19 protein-coding genes and 1 tRNA gene are annotated in these 21863 nt (G+C 68.5%); 6 read left to right on the top strand and 14 right to left on the bottom strand.

Annotation, left to right across the window (positions count from 1 at the left end; translation table 11 throughout):
* Nucleotides 1-21 precede the first annotated feature (21 nt).
* Entirely contained in the window at nt 22-4206 is a 4185-nt protein-coding gene (hrpA, locus tag HEP73_RS06060) for an ATP-dependent RNA helicase HrpA (RefSeq protein WP_185822504.1), read from the bottom strand.
* A 94-nt stretch (nt 4207-4300) separates the two neighbouring features.
* Here hrpA and HEP73_RS06055 point away from each other — a divergent pair, with 94 nt between their 5' ends.
* From HEP73_RS06055 to HEP73_RS06040, 4 genes are all read left to right on the top strand, one after another.
* The gene (locus tag HEP73_RS06055) at nt 4301-4867 is read left to right on the top strand and encodes a Dps family protein (protein WP_255423692.1); all 567 of its coding nucleotides are present in this window, start codon (nt 4301-4303) and stop codon (nt 4865-4867) included.
* 220 nt (nt 4868-5087) lie between these two features.
* Entirely contained in the window at nt 5088-5624 is a 537-nt protein-coding gene (locus HEP73_RS06050) for a hypothetical protein (protein ID WP_185822503.1), read from the top strand.
* 59 nt (nt 5625-5683) lie between these two features.
* Nucleotides 5684-7492 carry a DNA helicase RecQ gene (recQ, locus tag HEP73_RS06045; RefSeq protein ID WP_185822502.1) on the top strand — a complete coding sequence of 603 codons (1809 nt, stop codon included), beginning with the start codon at nt 5684-5686 and terminating at the stop codon, nt 7490-7492.
* A gap of 174 nt (nt 7493-7666) precedes the next feature.
* Entirely contained in the window at nt 7667-8167 is a 501-nt protein-coding gene (locus HEP73_RS06040) for a hypothetical protein (RefSeq protein ID WP_185815583.1), read from the top strand.
* 296 nt (nt 8168-8463) lie between these two features.
* Here HEP73_RS06040 and HEP73_RS06035 read toward each other — a convergent pair whose 3' ends face one another.
* Entirely contained in the window at nt 8464-10572 is a 2109-nt protein-coding gene (locus HEP73_RS06035) for a TonB-dependent receptor (RefSeq protein WP_185822501.1), read from the bottom strand.
* 187 nt (nt 10573-10759) lie between these two features.
* On the opposite strand from HEP73_RS06035, the gene HEP73_RS06030 reads away from it, so the two are divergent.
* Nucleotides 10760-11392, top strand: coding sequence for a TetR/AcrR family transcriptional regulator (locus HEP73_RS06030; protein ID WP_185822500.1), 633 nt, complete (start codon nt 10760-10762; stop codon nt 11390-11392).
* 99 nt (nt 11393-11491) lie between these two features.
* On the opposite strand, the gene HEP73_RS06025 is transcribed toward HEP73_RS06030, so the two are convergent.
* Entirely contained in the window at nt 11492-12109 is a 618-nt protein-coding gene (locus HEP73_RS06025; protein ID WP_185822499.1) for a LysE/ArgO family amino acid transporter, read from the bottom strand.
* A gap of 102 nt (nt 12110-12211) precedes the next feature.
* Between HEP73_RS06025 and HEP73_RS06020 the strand changes: the two genes are divergently transcribed.
* Nucleotides 12212-13120: a LysR family transcriptional regulator ArgP gene (locus HEP73_RS06020; protein WP_185822498.1), complete on the top strand. Its 909-nt coding sequence runs from the start codon at nt 12212-12214 to the stop codon at nt 13118-13120.
* Between the two features lie 258 nt (nt 13121-13378).
* Here HEP73_RS06020 and HEP73_RS06015 read toward each other — a convergent pair.
* The 11 genes from HEP73_RS06015 to ruvB all read right to left on the bottom strand — a co-directional run bounded on the left by HEP73_RS06015 (nt 13379) and on the right by ruvB (nt 21758).
* Nucleotides 13379-13454: transfer RNA gene (locus HEP73_RS06015), tRNA-Lys, on the bottom strand.
* Nucleotides 13455-13517: 63 nt separating this feature from the next.
* The gene (queC, locus tag HEP73_RS06010) at nt 13518-14183 is read right to left on the bottom strand and encodes a 7-cyano-7-deazaguanine synthase QueC (protein ID WP_185815578.1); all 666 of its coding nucleotides are present in this window, start codon (nt 14181-14183) and stop codon (nt 13518-13520) included.
* 115 nt (nt 14184-14298) lie between these two features.
* Nucleotides 14299-14976, bottom strand: a complete 678-nt coding sequence (queE, locus tag HEP73_RS06005) for a 7-carboxy-7-deazaguanine synthase QueE (protein WP_185815577.1) — start codon at nt 14974-14976, stop codon at nt 14299-14301.
* 46 nt (nt 14977-15022) lie between these two features.
* Nucleotides 15023-15835, bottom strand: a complete 813-nt coding sequence (gene ybgF, locus HEP73_RS06000; RefSeq protein WP_185815576.1) for a tol-pal system protein YbgF — start codon at nt 15833-15835, stop codon at nt 15023-15025.
* 3 nt (nt 15836-15838) lie between these two features.
* Nucleotides 15839-16357 (bottom strand): peptidoglycan-associated lipoprotein Pal, encoded by a 519-nt coding sequence (pal, locus tag HEP73_RS05995; RefSeq protein ID WP_185822497.1) that lies wholly within the window; start codon nt 16355-16357, stop codon nt 15839-15841.
* A gap of 71 nt (nt 16358-16428) precedes the next feature.
* Nucleotides 16429-17748 (bottom strand): Tol-Pal system beta propeller repeat protein TolB, encoded by a 1320-nt coding sequence (tolB, locus tag HEP73_RS05990; RefSeq protein ID WP_185815574.1) that lies wholly within the window; start codon nt 17746-17748, stop codon nt 16429-16431.
* 236 nt (nt 17749-17984) lie between these two features.
* Nucleotides 17985-18986 (bottom strand): cell envelope integrity protein TolA, encoded by a 1002-nt coding sequence (tolA, locus tag HEP73_RS05985; protein ID WP_058362288.1) that lies wholly within the window; start codon nt 18984-18986, stop codon nt 17985-17987.
* Nucleotides 18976-19413: a protein TolR gene (gene tolR / locus HEP73_RS05980; RefSeq protein ID WP_179566534.1), complete on the bottom strand. Its 438-nt coding sequence runs from the start codon at nt 19411-19413 to the stop codon at nt 18976-18978. Before tolR ends, tolA begins: the two co-directional genes overlap by 11 nt.
* A 40-nt stretch (nt 19414-19453) precedes the next feature.
* Nucleotides 19454-20230 (bottom strand): protein TolQ, encoded by a 777-nt coding sequence (gene tolQ / locus HEP73_RS05975; protein WP_003478956.1) that lies wholly within the window; start codon nt 20228-20230, stop codon nt 19454-19456.
* The gene (gene ybgC, locus HEP73_RS05970) at nt 20227-20727 is read right to left on the bottom strand and encodes a tol-pal system-associated acyl-CoA thioesterase (protein WP_185822496.1); all 501 of its coding nucleotides are present in this window, start codon (nt 20725-20727) and stop codon (nt 20227-20229) included. The genes tolQ and ybgC overlap by 4 nt, the downstream gene beginning before the upstream one ends.
* The gene (gene ruvB, locus HEP73_RS05965) at nt 20724-21758 is read right to left on the bottom strand and encodes a Holliday junction branch migration DNA helicase RuvB (protein ID WP_185822495.1); all 1035 of its coding nucleotides are present in this window, start codon (nt 21756-21758) and stop codon (nt 20724-20726) included. The genes ybgC and ruvB overlap by 4 nt, the downstream gene beginning before the upstream one ends.
* Nucleotides 21759-21863: the final 105 nt, after the last annotated feature.

Raw genomic sequence — 21863 nt, 5'->3', positions numbered from 1 at the left:
CCGAGTCCCGAGTCCCGAGTCTCACCTCAACGCCGTAACTCTCTGCGCCAGTTTCTTCGCCGAGATCCCCGGCTTGGCACCCAGCTCCTGCGCGAACAGCGACACGCGCAATTCCTCCAGGTCCCAGCGCAGTGCCTGCCACTGCGGATCGGCGCTGCGCCCGGCCGCGGCGGCATCGGCCAGCGCATCCACGAACGGCTTCAACTCCAGCATCCGCGCCTGGTCGCGCGCCGGATCGCGCTTGGCGCGTTCGGCGCGCAGGATCATCGCGCGCAGGTAGCGCGGGAACTGCGCCAGCGCGGTCGCCGGCGTTTCGCGCAGGAAGCCCGGATGCACCAGCGCCGCCAGCTGCGCGCGCAGGTCGTCGAGGTTGCCGCTGGCCCAGCCCATCAGCGGCGATTCCAGCTGCGGTTTCAGTTCCGCCGCCGCGCCCATGATCGCCTCGGCCAGCTTCAACCGCTCCATCGCCTCGCCGAACAACTGCTTGCCGGCGGCATCGCGGCGCTGGGCGAAGCTGCCCGGGTCGCGGATCGCATCCAGGCCATCTTCGAGCAAGGCATTCAACGCCGCATCGACCAGATCGCCGCGCAAGCGCTCCTGCGACTCGATCGCCGCATACAGCAGCCCGGTCTTCGGCGACACCGGCAGCTGCTTGCGTGCCTGCTTGACCTTGTCGGCCAGCGCGATCTCCAGCAAGCGGCGCACCCCGCGCGGATGCGCCGCCTCGGCCTGCGCACGGTCGGCGAAGATGCGCAGCGCCGCCGCCTCGCCTTCGTCCACCAGCGCCGGATACGCCGGCACCCCCGCTTCGCCCGGTACCTGCAGCGGGATCGGCGCGGACGGGAACTCGCGCAGCCCGTCAGCGGCCATCTCGCGCCCGGCGCGGGCGGCGAACGCCTGCCCGGCGCGGTCGCCGAAGCGCGCGCGCAACGCGTCCAGGTCGCGCGCTTCGGCCAGCACCTTGCCGGCGTCGTCGCGCAATCGCAGGTTCATGCGCAGGTGCGGTTCCAGCGCGCTTTCGTCGAAGTCCAGCGCGCTCAGCGCCGCGCCGGTGGCACGTTGCAGGAAGCGCGCCAGCTCGCCGCGCATGTCGTCGGCGCTGGGCTGCGGGAACGCCTCGTAGAAGGCGCGGGCGAAGTCCGGCGCCGGCACGTAGTTGCGGCGCAGCGCCTTGGGCAGGCTGCGGATCAGCGCCGCGGCCTTGTCGGCGACGAAGCCCGGCGCCAGCCACGACAGCCGCGCCGCATCCAGCGCATTGAGCAGGTGCAGCGGCACCTCCAGGGTCACCCCGTCGTCGGCCGCACCGGGTTCGAATCTGTAATGCAGCGCCAGCCGCGCGTCGCCCAGCGCGAAATACTTCGGATAGCGGTCGGCCTCGCTGCCTTCGCCCGGCAGCAGATCGGTCAGCGACCAGTGCAGCGCGCGCCGCTGCTCCGGCGGCAGCGCCTTCCACCACGCGTCCAGGCCGGCGGCCGAATGGATCTCGCCGGGAATCCGGTCCAGGTACCAGCGCGCCTGCCAGTCCTCGTCGGCGACGATGCCGGCGCGGCGCAGCTTGGCTTCTTCCTCGTGCGCCTGCGCCAGCACTTTCTGGTTGTCGGCGACGAAGCTGGCGCGGGTGTTGATCTCGCCCGGCACCAGGCCCTGGCGCACGAACAGCTCGTGCGCGCCGGGCGGGTCGATGCGGCCGTAGTGCACCGGCTTCTTCGGCGCCAGCACCAGCCCGAACAGGCTGATCTGCTCCGACGCCAGCACCTGCCCCTGCGCGCGCGACCAATGCGGGTCGAAGTGCTTGCGCGCCAGCAGGTGCGGCAGCTCGGCGATGACCCAGTCCGGCTCGACCGCGGCGTTGGTCATGCCCCACACCTTCTGCGTGTCCAGCAGCGTGGCCGGCAGCACCCACGGCGGCGGCTTGCGGGCAAGCGTGGAGCCGGGGAACAGCAGGAAGCGGCGCTGCCGCGGCGCCAGGAAATCGCCCTTCTCGGTGCGATGGCCGACCTGGGTCGGCAGGCCGGCGAGCAGCGCGCGGTGCAGCGCCTGGTAGGCGGCGGCGCGTTCGCGCTCGCTGGCACGTGGTGCGTCGTCGGTTTCGTTGGCGGGCGGCGCGGGCGTGGCAGCGGCCGGCGCGACCGCTGCCGGCTCGCTGCGCCCTTCGCGCGCCAGCCGCGCCGCGCGATGCAGCTGCCCACGCGTGGCGCGCGCGTTGGTCTCGGCATCGCGTGCGGGCGGCGGCGACGCAGCGCCGGCCAGCAACGGCAGCAGCGAGGCCGCCGCCGGCTCCTCGCTCCAGCCCAGTTCCTCGCACAGCAGGTGCAGTTGGCGATGCAGTTCGCGCCATTCGCGCATGCGCAGGAAACCGAGGAAGTTGCGCCCGCACCAGTCGCGCAGCTTGGACTGGGTCAGCTCCTCGTGCGCCTGCCGGTAGCCGTCCCACAGGCGCAGGATACCGACGAATTCCGAGCGCGCATCGGCGAACCTGGCGTGCGCGTTGTCGGCCGCCTCGCGCGCTTCCGGCGGGCGCTCGCGCGGGTCCTGGATGCCCAGGAACGCGGCGATCACCAGCATCGGCCGCAGGCAGCCATGCTGCTGCGCGGCCACCAGCATCCGCGCCAGCTTCACGTCCACCGGCAGCCGCGCCATCTTGCGGCCGATCTCGGTGAGCTTGCGCAGGCCATGGCGGTCGGGCTCGCCGACCGCGCCCAGTTCCACCAGTTGCTGCCAGCCGTCGGCCACCGCGCGCTCGTCCGGCGGCTCCAGGAACGGGAAGTCCTCGATTCGCCCCAGCCCCAGTTGCAGCATGCGCAGGATCACCCCGGCCAGGCTGGAACGGCGGATCTCCGGATCGGTGAACTCCGGCCGCGCCTGGAAATCGGCCTCGGCGTACAGCCGGTAGCAGATGCCCTCGGCCACGCGCCCGCAGCGGCCCTTGCGCTGGTTGGCGCTGGCCTGCGAGATCGGTTCGATGTGCAGCCGGTCCAGCTTCTGCCGCGGGCTGTAGCGCTTGACCCGCGCAAAGCCGGGATCGACCACGTAGCGGATCCGCGGCACCGTCAGCGAGGTCTCGGCGACGTTGGTGGCCAGTACCAGGCGCCGCCGCGGCCCGGGATTGAACACCCGGTCCTGGTCGCTGTTGGACAGCCGCGCGTACAGCGGCAGCACTTCGGTCTCGCGGTACTTGCGCCGCTCCAGCGCCTGGTGCGCATCGCGGATCTCGCGCTCGCCGGGCAGGAACAGCAGCACGTCGCCGCGCGGGTCGAGCCGGGTGATCTCGTCCACCGCCGCCACGATCGCGTCGTTGACTGTGAGGCCGGGATTCGGAATTCGGGATTCGGGATTCGCAGCGGCCGTTCGCGGCGAACGTTGGCCTTCTCGCGCTTCTGCCAATCCCGAATCCCGACTCTCCAATCCCGGCTCTTCCAGCGGCCGGTAGCGCACTTCCACCGGGAACGTGCGGCCCTCGACGCTGATCACCGGCGCGCCGTCGAAATGCTCGGCGAAGCGCGCGGTGTCGATCGTCGCCGAGGTCACGATCACCTTCAGCTCCGGACGCTTGCGCAGCAGCTGCTTGAGGTAGCCGAGCAGGAAATCGATGTTGAGGCTGCGCTCGTGCGCCTCGTCGACGATGATCGTGTCGTAGCTGGACAGCCAGCGATCGCTGGCGATCTCGGCCAGCAGGATGCCGTCGGTCATGAACTTGATCCGGGTCTCCTCGCCGACCCGGTCGTTGAAGCGCACCTGGAAGCCCACCGCCCCGCCCACCGGCGTGCGCAGTTCCTCGGCCACGCGCGCGGCCACCGCACGCGCGGCGATGCGCCGCGGCTGGGTGCAGCCGATCATGCCGGCGGCGCCGCGGCCGGCGGCCAGGCACAGCTTCGGCAGCTGCGTGGTCTTGCCCGAGCCGGTCTCGCCGGCGATGACCACCACCTGGTGCGCGCGGATCAGCGCCACGATGCGTTCAGCCTCGCGCGCGATCGGCAACTGCTCGTCCAGGGTGATCGCCGGCGCCGCCGCCGCACGCGCCTCGCAGCGCGCCCGTGATTGGCCCAGCGCCTGCTCGAACGCTGCCTCCAATGCGGGATTGCCGGGCGCGGCCTGCCAGCGCGACCATAGGCCGAACAGGCGGCCGCGGTCGCGGGTCAGCGCCCCGTCGATCGCGTCGCGGCGCTCGCGCAGGCGGGTGGCCAAGTGTTTTTCGATAGTGCTCATCAATCGGGTGCCGTTGAACTTTGAATAACAGCGCATGCTTTAGTCTGTCTATTGTGACGCCATATCGTTCCCAACCCCTCAAGAGGATTCCCTGATGGCCAAGAGCAAGACCCCCGGCAAGACCAAGAGCCCTGCCAAGCAGGCCGCGTCCACCACGCCGCTGGCGGCGCTGGCGCCGTCCGCGCCCAACATCGATATCGGGATCAGCGGCGGCGACCGCAAGAAGATCGCCGACGGCCTGTCGCACTTCATGGCCGACGCGTTCACCCTGTACCTGAAGACCCACAACTTCCACTGGAACGTGACCGGGTCGATGTTCAACTCGCTGCACCTGATGTTCGAGACCCAGTACACCGAGCAGTGGGCGGCGCTGGACGACGTCGCCGAGCGCATCCGCGCGCTGGGCTTCAACGCGCCGGGCTCGTACAAGGAATTCGCCGCGCTGACCTCGATCCCGGAAGAGCCGGGCCTGAGCGACAGCGCCGACTGGCGCGAGATGGTGCGCCAGCTGGTGGTCGGCAACGAGGCGCTGTGCCGCACTGCGCGCAAGGCGCTCAAGACCGCCGACGATGCCGGCGACGATCCGTCGGTGGACATGCTGACCCAGCGCCTGCAGACCCACGAGAAGTACGCGTGGATGCTGCGGTCGCTGCTGCAATAAGCCCTGGGGCTTCGCCCCCTGGCGGGCTTACCCAAAATTTCGCCGATGGCGAAACCTTGGGCCCCTGCTCACTCGCCTGCCACAACCCCGCGCCTGTCGGCGCGCCCCCTTGACTCAAGGGGGCTTGCACGCTGGAAGCCTCTACGCAAGAGGCCTCCTGCCTCGCGTACATCCTGCATACTGACGCACCAGGGTCGCGGCCCGCCCACATGGACGTTCGATGAGTGCTGCGTATCCCTCGCTGCGTCGCCCGCTGCTGGCCATCGTGCTGGGATGCGTCGTCGCTATCGCAGCGGGCTTGTCCGCCGGCTTTTATGCGTTGTGGCAGCTCGACGACTCGGGCGTGCCCACCAATAGCGGACATGGCCTGGTCGCGTTGTTGCTCGCCGTGCTCACCGCGATCGGCTACAGCATCAGTTTTCTCGTCCCCGCGCTGAACTGGTTCGCCGGGGTATGGGCCGCGTGCGTCGCCCTGGCCCTGGCAGTGGACTGCTGCCAGCAGCAGCAGCGCAGCGTGCCGAAGATGACCGCACTGGCGCTGCTGGTGCTGCTGAGCGGCCTGGGCCTGGTGGCGATGGCGGTGCGGGCGCGCGGATACGACGCCGACGATACCGCGCAAGTGCTGGCGATGATCGCGCCGGTGCTGGCCTGCTCGGTGGCGCTGCTGGTCGCGTTGCCGGTGCTGCTGATAGGCCACTTCGTCGGCAGGCGCCGCGCGCGTCGGTCGATGCCTACGCACGCGGCCGCTGGCACCTGACATCGCGCTGCGTGGCAGCAGCGCACTGCCGCGCTTGACCTACGCGGTATCCTAGGCGCATGCAATCTTCCGCCCATTCCGTACTCGGCCGCGTGTTCGGCTACGACCAGTTCCGCGGTCCGCAGCAGGACATCGTCGAACACGTCGCCGCCGGCCAGGACGCGCTGGTGCTGATGCCCACCGGCGGCGGCAAGTCGCTGTGCTACCAGATCCCCTCGCTGCTGCGCGACGGCACCGGCATCGTCATCTCGCCGCTGATCGCGTTGATGCAGGACCAGGTCGAAGCGCTGCGCCAGCTCGGCGTGCGCGCCGAATACCTCAATTCCACGCTGGACGGCGAGACCGCGCAGCGGGTCGAGCGCGAACTGCTGGCCGGCGAGCTGGACCTGCTGTACGTCGCCCCGGAACGCCTGCTGACCCCGCGCTTCCTGTCCCTGCTCGAACGCAGCCGCATCGCCCTGTTCGCGATCGACGAAGCGCACTGCGTGTCGCAATGGGGCCACGATTTCCGCCCCGAGTACCGGCAGCTCACCGTGCTGCACGAGCGCTGGCCGCAGATCCCGCGCATCGCCCTGACCGCCACCGCCGATCCGCCGACCCAGCGCGAGATCGCCGAACGCCTGGACCTGACCCAGGCCCGGCACTTCGTCAGCTCCTTCGACCGCCCCAACATCCGCTACACCGTGGTGCAGAAGGACAACAGCAAGCGCCAGTTGCTGGATTTCCTGCGCGCGCACCGCGGCAGCGCCGGCATCGTCTACTGCATGTCGCGGCGCAAGGTCGAGGAGACCGCCGAGTTCCTGGCCAAGGAAGGACTCAACGCCCTGCCCTACCACGCCGGCCTGCCGGCCGAGGTGCGTGCCGCCAACCAGCGCCGCTTCCTGCGCGAGGACGGCATCGTGATGTGCGCCACCATCGCCTTCGGCATGGGCATCGACAAGCCGGACGTGCGCTTCGTCGCGCATACCGACCTGCCCAAGTCGCTGGAAGGCTACTACCAGGAAACCGGCCGCGCCGGGCGCGACGGCGAAGCCGCCGAGGCCTGGCTGTGCTACGGCCTGGGCGACGTGGTGCTGCTCAAGCAGATGATCGAAAAGGGCGAAGCCGGCGAAGACCGCAAGCGGGTGGAGCGGCGCAAGCTCGACCAGCTGCTGGGCTATTGCGAATCGATGCAATGCCGGCGCCAGGTGCTGCTGGCCGGCTTCGGCGAGACCTATCCGCAGCCCTGCGGCAACTGCGACAACTGCCTGACCCCGGCCGCGGCCTGGGACGCCACCGTGGCCGTGCAGAAGGCGCTGAGCTGCGTCTACCGCAGCGGCCAGCGCTTCGGCGTCGGCCACCTGATCGACATCCTGCGCGGCAGCGACGGCGAGAAGATCAAGCAGTTCGGCCACGACCAGCTCAGCACCTACGGCATCGGCAAGGACCTGGACGCGCGCGCCTGGCGCGGCGTGTTCCGGCAGTTGGTCGCCACCGGGCTGCTGGAAGTGGACAGCGACGCCTACGGCGGGCTGCGCCTGACCGACGCCAGCCGCAAGGTACTCAAGGGCGAACGCCAGATCATGATGCGCCGCGAGGCGCCCAGCCGCGGCCGCGAACGCGGCGACCGCAGCGGCAGCCCGCGTACCGGCGTGCCGGTGCAGCCGCAGGACCTGAGCCTGTTCAACGCGCTGCGCGACCTGCGCGCCGGCCTGGCCAAGGAGCAGAACGTGCCGGCGTTCGTGATCTTCCACGACAGCACCCTGCGCAATATCGCCGAACAGCGCCCGACCAGCCTGGACGAGCTGGCCCATGTGGGCGGCATCGGCGGTACCAAACTGGCCCGCTACGGCCAGCAGTTGGTCGATATCGTGCTTCAGCAAGGCTAGCGGCAGTAGGCGGAAGACGGCGCTTGCCGCCGCATCGCGGGACATGGCCGGCGCCGGCAAGAAAATTCCCCGGCGCCGACAGGCCGGGTTCAACGTGATATTGATAGCGTCGGCTCATGGTGACGCGCAGCGGCGCTGCCGCCATCCAGTCCCTCTTTCCTTGGCGTACGTCCGATGAAACGATCCCTTCTGCTTGCCTGCGCCCTGCTCGCCGGCCCGGCAATGGCGCAAACCTCCGCCGACGGCGGTTCCGGCAGCAGCGACAGCGAAGCGGCCAAGCGCGCGCTGGACCTGAGCGTGCCGCAGCAGCCGATCACCTACGGCACCGACCCGGTGTACAAGGCCGATCCGCCCGGCGCCTACTACGGCGACACCAGCGGCACCTCGGCTTCGGCGCAGAAGGCGGCGGCCACCCAGGCCCTGGCCGAGGCCGAGCAGGCGCGTGCCGACCGCTGCAAGGGCGACGTGCACGGCAGCGTCGCCACCGGCTTCGGCTATTCCTCGCGCGGCGGCAACAGCAACTACCAGGCCGCCAACCTCAACCTGTGCAAGACCTACTACAACGACGACGGCAAACCGCGCGAAGTCGGCATCAGCATCAGCGTCGGCCAGAGCGAAGGCCATGGCGGCTACTACGGCCGCGGCGGCTACGGCTATCCCTACGGCGGCTGGTAGCCGCTAGCCCGCCACGCAGTAGGGGTAGCGTGCTTGCGCCAGCACCGCGCGAGCATGCACCCGCCACACCGAGGTCATAGGCAACCAACGTTTCGGTAAGCGCGCCAGCCAGCGTATGCGCCAAGCCAGGCTCCAGCGTCGCGACGCGCAGGAGAATTCGCAGGGGTGGGATCGGCAGGCGGAGCGTTCGCTTCCGCCGCCTCCTCTGCATCCGTCGCCAGAAGCAAGCACGTCGAAACGTGCGCGCGGCACACGAACCCGCACGTTCCACGCCTGGGCCGCACAGCGGCAATCACTCAGAAATCCAGGCTGTAGCCCACCGTCAGCGTGCGCCCGCGCCCGGCGAAGTAGCGGTCCGGTTCGACCAGCGCGCTCTGCGAGTAATAGGTGATGTACTGGCGATCGAGCAGGTTGGCCACGGCCAGGCGCAGTTCGCCCTGGCGCAGCCGGTAGTTCAGCGCCGCATCTACCAGCGCGTAGCCGCTGAAGCGCTTTTGCGGATCGTCGAAGCTGCGGCTGAACGCGTATTGCGCCTGCACGAAGCTGGACAGCCGCGGCGTCCATTGCGACGACCAACTGCCGATGACCCGGTTGGGCGCGATGTTCAGCCCGTCCAGATGCGCGTCCAGGCTGCCATTGCCGTCGCTGTCGTAGCGCCCGCGCGTATACGCATAGGCCAGGCCGAGGCGCTGCCGCTCGTTGAGCCGGTACTTGGCGCTGGCATCCACGCCCTCGATGCGGGTCTTCTCCCGCGCCATCTGGAACGCGCCGTCCACCGCGATCACGCGGGTGCCGTAGTCCGAGCGCGACTGGAACACGCCGACATCGACATCCCACGCCGTGCCGCGCAGGCGCGTACCCAGTTCGACGTTACGGGTCAGCACCGGCTGCAGCGCGCTCAGGCTGGCGGCGCTGGTGCCGGGCGTATTGATCGAGCGCAGCACGCGGCCCACGTCGGGCATGCCGAAGCCTTCGGAATAGCTGGCGAAGACGTTGAAGCGCTCGCTCGGCGCCAGCACCGCGCCGGCGTTGTACAGCGTCTCGGCGAAGGACAGGCTGCCGCCCTGCACCTGCACCCGGTTGTAGCGCGCCAGCGTCTGGTAGCTGTCGATGCTCAGCTTCGCGTCTTCGTGGCGCACGCCGCCATGCACGGTCAGCTGCGGCAGCAGCCGGTATTCGCCCTGCACGAACGCGGCCAGGTCGCGGTACTCCGACTCGGGCACATAGGTGCGGCCGGTGCCGTACAGGTCCTGCTTGCCGCTGTCCCACAGGGTGTCGAAGCCGCCGGTGAGCTTGAGCCGGCCATTGAGCAGGTCGTCCTTGCCGAGGCTGGTCTTGGACCCCCACTTGGACGCGACCGAGCGCGACTGGTCGTACAGCGTGCCGTTGGGTGCGATGCGTGGATCCTGGAAGGTGGCCGAGTTGTCGGCGCCGAACAGGCCCTCGAACTCCTGGTTGAACACCATCGCCTTCAGTTCCATGCCCGCCAGGTCGTGATGGGCATAGGACAGGCCGGTGGTCCACACGTCGTTCCACGGCGGCGTGCCCTGCGGCCGGCCGCGCACCGAGGTGGTGGGGATGCCGAAATCGCGATCGCCGGCCACGCCGAGGTACTCGGCCTTGGACTTGATCCGGTAGCGGTTTGAACTGAACTGCAGCTCCTGCCGGTCGTCGATCCAGTAGCCCAGCTTGGCGTGCACATCGTACGCGCGCGTGGCCATCAGATCGCCCTGGGTCACGTCGGTGCCGATCGCACGCCCGTCGCCGTCCAGGTATAGGCCCTGGTCCTCGTAGCCGACCGCCAACAGATAGTCGAGCTTGTCGCGGTGCCCGTCGATGCGGTAGCTGGTCCTGTAGCCCGTGGTCTCGGCATCGACATCGGTGGTCGGCACGGTCGCCTGCACCTCGACATGCTGGTTGAGCGCGCCCGGCTGCGGGCGGCGCGTGACCAGGTTGATGGTGCCGCCGGTGGCGCCCAGGCCGTTCATCGCGTTGGCGCCCTGGATCACCTCGATGCGCTCGACCATCGCATAGTCGATCGTGTGCGCTTCGCGCCCGGTCGGGCGCAGCGGATTGGACTGCGGGATGCCGTCGACCAGGATCAGCGGCGTGCGTCCGCGCAAGGTCTCGCCGCTGCCGTTCATCTTGCCGCGGCTGGGCGTATACGACGGCAGCAGGCTGGACAGCAGATCCGACGAATTGCTGCTGATGCTCAGCTGCTGGGCGATCTCCTGCTGGTCGATCACCACCACGGTCTGCGGCGCCGTGTCCGCGGGTTGGTCGGTACGCGATGCGCTGACGACCACGGCGTCCAGCGTTTGCGTGGAAGGCGACTGCGCCCGGGCATCGGGAATGGCGGCCGTCGCCGGCAACATGGCGGCGAACAGGGAAAGCGGCAAACGCATCAACGGGTCCTTGGGGATGAGACGACACCATCCAGGCGCCGCCGACTAACGAGAATGATTATTATACGCGAAGACATGATTCGGCCGCCGTCGTCCCCGTATCGCAACTCCGCACTCGCGCTGGTCCGGCATGGCGCCAACGGCACAACCGCGTCACCATGTATTTTCCCGTCCAGGATCGATCTCCATGTCCAACCTCGTTGACCTGCGCAGCGTCAGGGAACGCGAGCAACGCCGCTACGACGCCGCGTTGGACGCGGCCGAACAGTGCATCGCCGACAAGGGTGTCGGCGCGACCACCTTCGAACTGATCGCCGAGACCAGCGACGTCTCCTGCAGCGCATTGCGCCGGCGCTTCGGCGACAGGCGCGGATTGGTGCGGGCGCTGATGGAGCGCAGCTACGAGAGGTCGCTGCGCGCGATGTGGACGACCGAACGGCCGCCGCACCTGGACGCGACCGACTTCATCGCCGGCACGCTGGAAGAATGGCTGCTGTCCGAGGTCGACGAGCGGCGGTTGAGGTTCAACCTGGAAATGGACCTGGCCGCCGCGCGCGACCCCGAGCTGACCGCGTATGCGCGGCGTCTGGCCGTCTCCCTGGTCGAACATCTCGGCAACATGCTCAAGCGTCTGTTGCGCGAACACGGCAGCTGGAACGGCAGCGAGCAGGAATTCCAGGCGCGCGTCTACGCGGTCGCGGCGATGTGCGCCGGCCTGCAACTGATGATGATGGGCGTGGAACTCAAGCGCATGCACCTGCAAATGATCCTGAGCGAAAGCCTGGCCGGGATGCTCAGGAGCGCGCCCGCCTCCGCGTAGCGACCAAGCGGGGCCGGCGCTTGGCTTGCAGCTGCTTGCCGCTGGCGTAACAGCAACCGGCGCGTGCCGTTGCAGTACTTCGCATTGCGGCCGAGCGCGTCAGCAGAGCGGTCGCAGCAGCAGCAATAGGCAGAGCGCCAGCATGAACACTGCGATGCAGGCATCCAGCACCCGCCATGCGCCGGGCTTGCGGAACACCGGTTGCAGCAATCGCGCGCCATAGCCCAGGCTGCAGAACCAAGCCACGCTCGCCAGGCAGGCGCCGCACGCGAACGCCCAGCGCAGCGCGCCCGGATAGCGGGTGGACAGACTGCCGAGCAGGACCATCGTGTCGAGATACACGTGCGGATTGAGAAACGTGAAGCCCAGGCAGGCCAGCAGCACGCGGCGCCAACTCGCCGGCGCTTCGCCCTGAGCCTTCAACGCGCCGGCACCGCGCCAGGCGCGTTGCGCCGCCATCAGGCCGTAGACGCCGAGGAAGGCCGCGCCCGCGTAGCGCAGCACCTGCAGCAGTGCGGGCCATTGCTGCACCAGCGCGCCGATGCCGGCGACCCCGAGCACGATCAAGGCGATATCCCCGACGGCGCAGACCGCCACCACCATGCCCACCTGCTGCCGCTGCAGACCCTGGCGCAGCACGAACGCGTTCTGCGCGCCGATCGCGACGATCAAGCCGGCGCCGGCGATGAAGCCGGCAAGCGATGCTTCGAGAACCATGAGGATGGCCAGGACTGCGGGAGGCGCATGCTGGCTTGGGCGGCCTGATTAGCCAAGCTAATTATTCTGTAGGCTATGAAGAAATTCTAACCGGCTGGATGCATGGACCTGCTTCATCCGCAATTGTCTGCCTTCGCCGCCGTGCTCGATGAAGGCAGCTTCGAGGCGGCCGCGCGCCGGCTGTCGCTGACGCCGTCGGCGGTCTCGCAACGGATCAAGGCGCTCGAGGACCGCCTCGGGCAGGTGCTGGTGGTGCGCCAGTCGCCGTGCCGGCCGACGCCCGCAGGCGAAGCGCTACTGCGCCGGGTGCGGCCGATGCAGGCGCTGGAGGCCGAGGCGATGGCCGATTTCCGGCCGAGCACGGCCGACGCCGGACCCGCGCGCAGCATTGCGATCGCGGTCAACGACGACTCGCTGCAGACCTGGTTCCTCGCCGCGCTGTCGGCCCTCCACGATGCGCACGGTTTCCTGTTCGACGTGCACGTGGACGACCAGGACCACACGCTGGAGCTGCTGCGCAACGGCACCGTGCTCGGCGCGGTCACCTCCGCGAGCAAGCCGCTGCAGGGCTGCAACGTGCATGCGCTGGGCAGCATGCGCTACCACGCGATCGCCTCGCCAGCGTTCGTCGCGCGCCACTTCGCCGCAGGATTCACAGCGGCGGCGCTGGCACAGGCGCCGATGATGGTGTTCAACCGCAAGGACGCGCTGCAGGCCCGCTTCGTGCGGCGCATCACTCGCACCCGCCTGAGCCCGCCCATCCACTACCTGCCGACCTCGACCGGCTTCGTCGAAGCCGCCGCGCGCGGCCTCGGATGGTGCCTCGCCCCCGAGCAACTGCTCACGTCCGGATTGCGCGAGAAGCGGATCGTCGTCATCGATCCGCAGCGCTGGCTCGACGTGCCGCTGTATTGGCAGCACGCGGCGGTGCGTTCGAGCGCACTGCAGCAGATCAGCCAAGCGCTGCGCACGGCGGCGCACGGCATGCAGGGCGACCGGCAACGCGCTTGAACCGAGGACATGCTCAGTTGCTGCATGTGTCGCGACCAAAGCCTTTCGCACAGTGACTTGCGGTCAGGCGTCTGGATGCACGGCAAAGAGGCTTCGACTAACGAAAGCTGCCTGCGGATTTGCTCGATGTATTTCCGGCGCTGCACTCACTGCGGCAACCAAAGTTCCGCGTGCCCGTTCACCGCCAGCGTTTTCAGGCGTGATTTCAGGAGGCGGTGGCGAAACCAGCGAAGACGACACTTGAATCGCTGATCGAATTGGTGGGCCGTGATGGATTCGAACCATCGACCAAAAGATTAAAAGTCTTCTGCTCTACCGACTGAGCTAACGGCCCAAAACAACACCCCGGCCTTGCGCCGGGGTGCGTATTCTACCCCAGCCCCGCGTCAACGCGAAATCAGGCGTAGCGGGTCGGGTCGGCCACGCCGGCATCGGCGAAGCCGGCGGCGCGCAGGCGGCAGGCGTCGCAATGGCCGCAGGCGCGGCCGTCAGCATCGGCGCGGTAGCAGGACACGGTGAGGCCGAAATCCACACCCAGGCGCTCGCCTTCGCGCACGATGTCGGCCTTGCTCATGCGCTGCAGCGGCGCGTGCACGCGCAGCCCGGCGCCTTCGACGCCGGCCTTGGTCGCCAGGTTGGCCAGGGTCTGGAACGCGTCGATGAACTCGGGGCGGCAGTCGGGGTAGCCGGAATAGTCCACCGCGTTGACGCCGCAGAAGATGTCCGCCGCGCCCAGCACCTCGGCCCAGCCCAGCGCCACCGACAGCATGATGGTGTTGCGCGCCGGCACGTAGGTCACCGGGATGCCCTCGCCGCCCGCGTCCGGCACCTCGATGTCGTCGGTCAGCGCGGAGCCGCCGATGCTGCGCAGGTCGACGTTGACGGTCTTGTGCGCCACCGCACCGAGCGCGGCGGCCACGCGCGTGGCCGCGTCCAGTTCGGAGGTATGCCGCTGCCCATAGCGGACGCTCAGCGCATGCACGGCATAGCCCTGCTCGCGGGCGATGGCGACGACGACGGCGGAATCCATGCCACCTGAGAGTAGGACGACGGCGTTTTTCATTGGGGGGCCGGGATTTGGGATTGGAGATTGGGGATTCGCAAAAGCTACAGCACGCGATCGGACGTCGGCGAGGGCTTCTGCGAATCCCCAATCCCGAATGCCCAATCCCGGCCTTTCACCGCCCCGGCTCGTCGTTCCACAGCAGCTTGTGCAGCTGCATCTGGAAGCGCACCGGCAGGCGGTCGGCGACGATCCAGTCGGCCAGGTCGCGCGGCGCCAGTTCGCTCTTGCTCGGCGAGAACCACACGGTACAGCGCTCGTGCAGGCGGTGTTCGGCGACGATCGCGCGCGCCCAGTCGTAGTCGGCGCGGCCGCACAGCACGAACTTGATCTGGTCGCGCGCGGTCAGCAGCGGCAGGTTCTCCCAGCGGTTGCGATGCGCTTCCTGCGAGGCCGGGGTCTTGATGTCGAGCACCCGCGACACGCGCGGGTCCACTTCGGCGATGTCCAGCGCGCCGGAGGTTTCCAGCGATACGTCGTAGCCGGCGTCGCACAGTTGCTCGAGCAGGCGCAGGCAGCGCTTCTGCGCCAGCGGCTCGCCGCCGGTCACGCAGACATGGCGCACGCCGTGGCGTGCCACTTCGGCCAGGATCGCGTCGATGTCCCACCACTGGCCGCCGTGGAAGGCGTAGGCGGTGTCGCAATAACTGCAGCGCAGCGGGCAGCCGGTCAGGCGCACGAACACGGTCGGCCAGCCGGCGCTCTCGGCCTCGCCCTGCAGCGACAGGAAGATCTCCGTCAGCTTCAGGCGCGGCAGCGGGCTTTGTACGATATCGCTGGGAACGGCGGCCATGGCGGGAAAGTATGCCCCCGCGACGATGGCGGCAGCGTTCGGGGGCTCAGCGCAACTGCTGGCCGATGCGGATCGACTGCAGGCGGTCCTGCGCGGTGCGCGCGGCATCCGATCCCGGATACTGGCTGATCACCTGCTGCAGGGTCTGCTCGGCATCCTGGGCGCGGCCTTCGCCGTACTGGGACAGGCCCAGCTTGAGCAGGGCGCCGGAGGCCTTGTCGTGGGTCGGGTAGCGGCCGATCAGGTCGCGGAACTGCGCCTCGGCCAGCGGGAAATTCTTGGTGGCGTAATAGCTCTCGCCCAGCCAATACAAGGCATTGGGGGCGTAGACGCCGTTCGGGTACAGCTCGAGAAAGCTCTGGAACAGATTCGCCGAGTCGGCGTACTTGCCGGCCTTCAGCGCATCGAAGGCGACGTTGTAGCTGGTGCGCTCGTCGCCGCTGGCGGCGAGCGTGCCGGCGTCGCCATGCACCGACGGCGGCCGTTCGGAAACGGCGGCAGCCGGCTTGGCGGCAGGTGCGGAAGCGGCGGGTGCGGCAGCCCCAGCCGGCGGCAACGGCGGCGTCGCGCCACCCTCGATCCGGTTCAGGCGACCGTCCAGGTCCAGGTACTGGTCCTTGGCGCGCTGCTTGAGTTGTTCGTTATCGTGCTGCAACTGCTCGATCGTGGCTTCCAGCGACTGCACCTGCGTCCGCAGCTGGTTGAGCTGGTTCAGCATGTCGGTGTTGCCCTGGGTATTCATTGCCTGCTGCTCGAGCGCGGACACGCGATCGGCAAGACTTGCGCGCTGCGCATGAGCCGGCGCGGCGGCCACCAGGGCCGCCGCGACGATCATCGATGTGAGGACACCGATACGCATCTATTACTGAGCCGTGTACACGATCTCGACGCGGCGGTTCTGCGACCAGCAGGACTCGCCCGACTCGGTGCACACCGGACGCTCTTCGCCGTAGCTGACCACGGTCAGCTGCGCAGCCGAACCGCCGGCAGCCTGCAGCGCCGAAGACACGGCGTTGCCACGACGCTCGCCCAGGCCCATGTTGTACTCGCGCGAACCGCGCTCGTCGGCATTGCCCTGCAGGGTGATGCGCGAGGACGGACGGTCACGCAGGTACTTCGCGTGGCAGGCCATGATCGCCTGGAACTCCGGCTTCAGCGAGTCCTGGTCCAGATCGAAGTAGACCACGCGCTGGCGCAGGCAGGCATCGGTATCCAGATCGCCCGGGCCGTACAGGCCGGAGGTCGACGGGCCGGTCGGGGTGGTGGAACCGGTGGTGCCGGTGGTGTCGGTCTGGGGAACTTCCTTGACCTTCTTGGAGCAGCCGGCCAGAGCTGCAACGGACAACAGCGAAACAAGCAGTACGCGGGTGGTCTTGTTCATGGGGATACCTATATGGCTCCTGAGCCGAAAGGGGGTTCAACGCAGCGAAATATTAACATCAAACTTACGTGTCAACGCGCAGTCCGATACGGCGACCACGACGGCTCGCGCACATCGCCGTCGGCCAGGACCAGGCGCTGGCGCACCCGGGCATCGGCCGAGACCGCGTAAAGCACCCCTCGCCCGCCTTCGCGGGCGGCGTACAGGACCATGCTGGCGTTCGGGGCGAAGCTCGGCGATTCGTCCAGCGACCCCGTAGACAATGTGCTCCAGCGCGGCGAACCCAGGCTGCGGTCCATCATCGCGATCTTGTAGGTGTTGCCGCTGCCCTGGGCGACGGCGATCTTGTTGCCGTCGAAGGACACGCTGGCGGTGGCGTTGTAGTTGCCCTGGAAGGTCACCCGGTTGGCGCTGCCGCCAGTCGCCGCCACCTGGTAGATCTGCGGCCGGCCGCCGCGATCGGAGGTGAAGTAGATGCTGCTGCCGTCCGGCGCCCAGGTCGGCTCGGTGTCGATGCCGAAGTGGTTGGTCAGCTGGGTCAGCTGCTTGCTGCCCAGGTCCATCACGTAGATCTCCGGGTTGCCGCTGCGCGACAGCGCCAGGGCCAGCTTGCGGCCGTCCGGTGAGAACGAGGGCGCGCCGTTGATGCCACGGAAGCTGGACACCAGCTGGCGGGCGCCGGTGGAGATGTCCTGCAGGTAGATCGAGGAGTTGCCGCGCTCGAAGCTCACGTAGGCCAGCTTCTTGCCGTCCGGGCTCCAGTTCGGCGACAGCAGCGGTTCGGCCGAGCGCACGATGGTCTGCGGGTTGTAGCCGTCGGAGTCGGCGACCATCAGCGCATAGCGCATGGCGCCGCCCTTGCCGCTGGCGGTGACGTAGGCGATGCGCGTCCAGAACGCGCCGCGCACGCCGGTGATCTTCTCGTAGATCGCATCGGCCATCTGGTGCGCCACGTCGCGCATCGCGCTGGCGCGCGCGGTCATCGCCAGGCCGAGCATGCGCTCGCCCTTGGCCACGTTGAACAATTCGTACTCGACCCGGTAGGTGCCCTCGCCGGCATCCATCACCCGGCCGGCGACCAGGTAATCCTGCTTCAGCGCGCGCCAGGTGGCGTACTGCACTTCGCTGCCGCGGGTCGGGCGCTCGACGATCTGCGCCTCGGGCAGGTTGCGGAACTGGCCGGAACGGTCCAGGTCGGCGCGGACCACCGCGGACACGTCGGTGGACGGTGCGGCCGCCGAACCCTGGTAGGGCATCGGCACGACGGTGATCGGGGTCGCCGACGCATTGCCGCCGACGATGTCGATTTCCAGGCCCTTGTCCTGCGCGGAGGCGGCCAAGGGGAGCAACAGGGCAGTCAGGACGGCAAGCCAGCGCGGCAGTTTCTTCATGGGTCGCTCAGCGGTACTCGGGAAGGCGCAAGAGATAGCAATGCGCGGGTGAACGTATTCGCAATCATGAACCATCGAGATGTGAAGCCGATGGCAGGAAGCGTGGATTATCGCCTATCGCACCGCCGCCCGGGGAGTTCCCGGGCCTGGCCAGGCCCGGACGCGGGCTTTTTGGACCCGGGACAGGGGGCGTACGCATCCCGAATCCCCAATCCCGAATCCCTAATCCCGGCTTCTCAGCGATCCTGCGCAGTGAAGTTGAAGGTCAGGTCGCGCGCGAACACCGATTCGAAGCCCCGGTACGGCAGCGGCTGCGCTCGCAGCACCGCGGCCTCGATCGAGCGTCGGCCCGCTTCGTCGTAGGGACAGTCGGGGCTGACCTTGGCCTCGATCACCTGCCCGCCGACGATCTGCTTGATCGCGATCTTGCACTTCTGCCCCAGCGGCACCGAATCCGGGCGCACCCACTGGCTCAGCACGGCCTGCTGGATCGCCGCGGCGTACTTGGCCGACAGATCGGTATTGGTCCCGTTCTGACCGGGCGCGGCCTGCGGCGTGGACGCGGCGGTGGCCGAGGCCTGCTTGGCGCGCACGTCGGCCAGCTGGCGCAGCTTCTGCTCGGCCAGCTTGGCTTCGCGGTCGGCCTGCTCGCGCTGCTTGCGGATGTCGGCGATCTTCTTCTGCCGCTCCTCTTCCTGCTGCGCGGCCAGGCGCTGCTTCTGCTCGGCCTCCTGCTGGCGCTTCTGCTCGGTCAGGTCGATCTGCTCCTGGCGGCGCTTGGCTTCCTGCTCCTGCTTCTCCTTTTCCTGCGAGATCGCGGTGCGGCTGGCGCGGTCCTGGTCGACCTTGTCCGGCACCGGGATGAAGTCCTGCGCTTTCTGCTGCTGCTCGGTCGGCGCCTGCTGCGGCTTGGGAACGGGCACCGGTTGCGGCGGCGGCACGGTGTCGTCCTCGGCGACGTCCTTGACCGGTTCGGGCAGCGGCTCGGGCAAGGGCTTGGGCGCGTCCTGCACCGCCTTCTGCGCCGAACGCACGTCGGCGGCCGACACGACCAGCGAGGCCTCGACCATCGGCGACCCGGCCGCCGGCTCCACCTCGCGCACCGGCGACCACCACCAGGCAAGGAAGAACAGCAGCCCGAGCAGCACGTGCACGGCCAGCGCGAGGAGCACGCCGACGATCAGGCCCTGGTCGCTGTCCTGTTCGCGGGGCGGTCGGGAATCGGCTTCAGCGTGCATTGGTACCGGGCTGGCTCATCAGGCCCACCTTGGGAACGCCGGCCTGCTGCAGCATGACCATGGTGTCCATGACCAGCTGGTAGTTGGAATTGCCGGGCGCGGCGACGAACACCGGCACATCCTTGTTCTGGCTGACGAAGGCCTGCATCTTCGCCTTCAGTTCCGGCGCGCCGATCTTCTCCGGCTTGCCGTCCTGCAGGGTCAGCGTGTAGCGGCCCTCGGCGTCGACGCTGACGATCACCGGGTCCTTCTTGCTTTCCACCGAGCGCGCGGTGGAATCGGGCAGGTCCACGTCCACGCTCAGGCTGAGCAGCGGTGCGGTGACCATGAAGATGATCAGCAGCACCAGCATCACGTCGATGTACGGCACGACGTTGATCTCGGACTTGAGCTTGCGGCGTTTGCGGCGGGAAATGGCGGCAGTCATGCGGGAATCCTGGGGTCGTGGGCGGAGCGCGCGGCGGCGCTCAGTCGCCGCTGGCCTGGCGCTGCAGGATGGAGCTGAACTCTTCGGAGAAGGTCTCGAAGCGCACCGCCATCCGCTCGACCCGGGTAGTGAAGCGGTTGTACGCCCACACTGCCGGGATCGCCACGAACAGGCCGATGGCGGTGGCGAACAGCGCCTCGGAAATGCCCGGCGCGACCGCGGCGATGCCCGCCTGCTGGCCGCTGTTGAGCATGTCGTGCATGGTCACCATGATGCCGAACACGGTGCCGACCAGGCCGACGTAGGGCGCGGTGGAACCGATGTTGGCGAGCAGTTCCAGATTGCGCTCCAGGCGGTCCACTTCGCGCGCATAGGTCGCGCGCATCGCCCGCTGCGCGCCTTCCAGCTGGATGCGTGCGTCGAGCTTGCGCTTGTCGCGCAGGCGGGTGAATTCGCGGAAACCGGCCTCGAAGATCGCCTCCAGCCCGCCGACCACGCGGTTGCGGTCGGCCGCCCCGGCGTAGAGCTTGGTCAGGTCGGTGCCGGACCAGAAGCGGTTCTCGAAGTCGTCCGCGTCGCGGTTGGCCTGCTTGAACACCCGCGCCTTGCGGAAAATGATCACCCAGCTGATCAGCGAGCCGAGCAGCAGCAGCAGCACGATCACCTTGACCGGCAGGCTGGCCTTGATCAGCAGATCCAGGTAGTTGATGCCGCCATGGGCGGCGGTGCTGGCGACGGCCTGCGCGGCGGTCTGGGTCACGTCCTGCGGTAGCGCCTCCGCCACCGTGTCCTGCAGGGCCAGGAGCAATGCGATCATCCGTCGTTCCTCAGTAATGCTGCTTCAGTGATTTCGAGAGCTTTCAAAATGTCGTACAACGCGTCGTCCATGCCGCGCGGGCGGAAACTGCCGGCGCCCAGCGCCGCCACCTTCACCTGCGCGCGCAACAGCAGCTCGCCGTCGCGATGGATCGACTGCGCGAACAGCAGGCTGGCGCGCTTGCACTGGGTCAGCGCGACGCCGACCTGCAGCGTATCGTCCAGGTGGGCCGGGCGCAGGAAGTCGAGCTGCATCGCGCGCACCGCGAACACCAGATCGTGCTGCAGGCGCAGGCGCTCCTGTCCGTAGCCCAGCGCGCGCAGCCACTCCGTGCGCGCCCGCTCCAGAAAGGCGACGTAGCGTGCATGGTAGACCACGCCACCGGCGTCGGTATCTTCCCAGTAGATGCGTGTCGGCCAACTGAATAGCTGCCGGGATTCGGGATTCGGGATTGGAGATTGGCCGGGCGACGGCGTGTCCTGCTGGCTTGCGGTCAAAACAGCCCTCCCGAATCCCCAATCCCGAATCCCGAATCCCGCTTGGGCGGCAAGCCCAAGTGCAGATACGCCTTGTTGGTCGCCATGCGCCCGCGCGCGGTGCGGATCAGGTAGCCCTGCTGGATCAGGTAGGGCTCGATCACGTCTTCCAGGGTGCCGCGCTCTTCCGACAGCGAGGCGGCCAGCGACTCGACTCCGACCGGGCCGCCGTCGAAGTAGTCGATGATGGTGCGCAGCAGGCGCCGATCCAGGTCGTCGAAGCCTTCCGGGTCGACCCCGAGCATCTGCATCGCCGCCTGCGCGACGGCCAGGTCGATCAGCCCGCCGGCGCGGACTTGGGCGAAATCGCGGACCCGCCGCAGCAGCCGGTTGGCGATGCGCGGGGTGCCGCGCGCGCGCCGCGCGATCTCCGCGCAGCCGTCGGCGTCGCAGGCGATGCCGAGGATGGCGGCGGAACGGCGCACGATCTTGCCCAGTTCTTCCGGGGTATAGAACGCCAGGCGCTGCACGATGCCGAAGCGGTCGCGCAGCGGCGCGGTCAGCAGGCCGGCGCGGGTGGTGGCGCCGATCAGAGTGAACGGCGGCAGGTCGATCTTGATCGAGCGCGCAGCCGGGCCCTCGCCGATCATGATGTCGATCTGGAAGTCTTCCATCGCCGGATACAGCACTTCCTCGACCACCGGCGACAGGCGGTGGATCTCGTCCACGAACAGCACGTCGTGCGGCTGCAGGTTGGTCAGCAGCGCCGCCAGGTCGCCGGCCTTCTCGATCACCGGGCCGGAGGTCGCGCGCAGATTGACCCCCAATTCATTGGCGATGACATGGCTGAGCGTGGTCTTGCCCAGGCCCGGCGGCCCGAAGATCAGCACATGGTCCATCGCCTCGCCGCGCGCCTTGGCCGCTTCGATATAGATCGACAGCTGCTCACGCACCGGCTGCTGGCCGAGGTAGTCGGCCAGCCGCTTGGGCCGGATGCTGGCCTCGACCGCGTCGTCTTCGCGGGTGGCGCTGCTGGCGATGATGCGGTCCATTTAGAGCCGGGATTGGGGAGTCGAGATTCGGGATTGGTAGCGCAATAGTATCGACTGCAGGACAGCTTCGGCGCTATGGCCTTGACCAATCCCGAATCTCCAATC

This window comes from Xanthomonas sp. GW, assembly GCF_014236815.1.
Lineage (GTDB): Bacteria > Pseudomonadota > Gammaproteobacteria > Xanthomonadales > Xanthomonadaceae > Xanthomonas_A.
The sequence above is the reverse complement of the archived record's forward strand: the minus strand, read 5'-3'. Positions and strand labels throughout refer to the sequence as shown.

Excerpts from the sequence above, each read along its gene's own strand:
- ybgF (WP_185815576.1), bottom strand. The coding sequence starts at position 15,835 with ATGCGTATCGGTGTCCTCACATCGATGATCGTCGCGGCGGCCCTGGTG.
- HEP73_RS06055 (WP_255423692.1), top strand. The coding sequence starts at position 4,301 with ATGGCCAAGAGCAAGACCCCCGGCAAGACCAAGAGCCCTGCCAAGCAG.
- HEP73_RS06040 (WP_185815583.1), top strand. The coding sequence starts at position 7,667 with ATGAAACGATCCCTTCTGCTTGCCTGCGCCCTGCTCGCCGGCCCGGCA.
- HEP73_RS06050 (WP_185822503.1), top strand. The coding sequence starts at position 5,088 with ATGAGTGCTGCGTATCCCTCGCTGCGTCGCCCGCTGCTGGCCATCGTG.
- queE (WP_185815577.1), bottom strand. The coding sequence starts at position 14,976 with ATGGCCGCCGTTCCCAGCGATATCGTACAAAGCCCGCTGCCGCGCCTG.
- hrpA (WP_185822504.1), bottom strand. The coding sequence starts at position 4,206 with ATGAGCACTATCGAAAAACACTTGGCCACCCGCCTGCGCGAGCGCCGC.
- tolA (WP_058362288.1), bottom strand. The coding sequence starts at position 18,986 with ATGCACGCTGAAGCCGATTCCCGACCGCCCCGCGAACAGGACAGCGAC.
- ruvB (WP_185822495.1), bottom strand. The coding sequence starts at position 21,758 with ATGGACCGCATCATCGCCAGCAGCGCCACCCGCGAAGACGACGCGGTC.
- HEP73_RS06035 (WP_185822501.1), bottom strand. The coding sequence starts at position 10,572 with ATGCGTTTGCCGCTTTCCCTGTTCGCCGCCATGTTGCCGGCGACGGCC.
- HEP73_RS06030 (WP_185822500.1), top strand. The coding sequence starts at position 10,760 with ATGTCCAACCTCGTTGACCTGCGCAGCGTCAGGGAACGCGAGCAACGC.
- queC (WP_185815578.1), bottom strand. The coding sequence starts at position 14,183 with ATGAAAAACGCCGTCGTCCTACTCTCAGGTGGCATGGATTCCGCCGTC.
- tolB (WP_185815574.1), bottom strand. The coding sequence starts at position 17,748 with ATGAAGAAACTGCCGCGCTGGCTTGCCGTCCTGACTGCCCTGTTGCTC.
- tolR (WP_179566534.1), bottom strand. The coding sequence starts at position 19,413 with ATGACTGCCGCCATTTCCCGCCGCAAACGCCGCAAGCTCAAGTCCGAG.
- pal (WP_185822497.1), bottom strand. The coding sequence starts at position 16,357 with ATGAACAAGACCACCCGCGTACTGCTTGTTTCGCTGTTGTCCGTTGCA.
- recQ (WP_185822502.1), top strand. The coding sequence starts at position 5,684 with ATGCAATCTTCCGCCCATTCCGTACTCGGCCGCGTGTTCGGCTACGAC.
- HEP73_RS06020 (WP_185822498.1), top strand. The coding sequence starts at position 12,212 with ATGGACCTGCTTCATCCGCAATTGTCTGCCTTCGCCGCCGTGCTCGAT.
- tolQ (WP_003478956.1), bottom strand. The coding sequence starts at position 20,230 with ATGATCGCATTGCTCCTGGCCCTGCAGGACACGGTGGCGGAGGCGCTA.
- HEP73_RS06025 (WP_185822499.1), bottom strand. The coding sequence starts at position 12,109 with ATGGTTCTCGAAGCATCGCTTGCCGGCTTCATCGCCGGCGCCGGCTTG.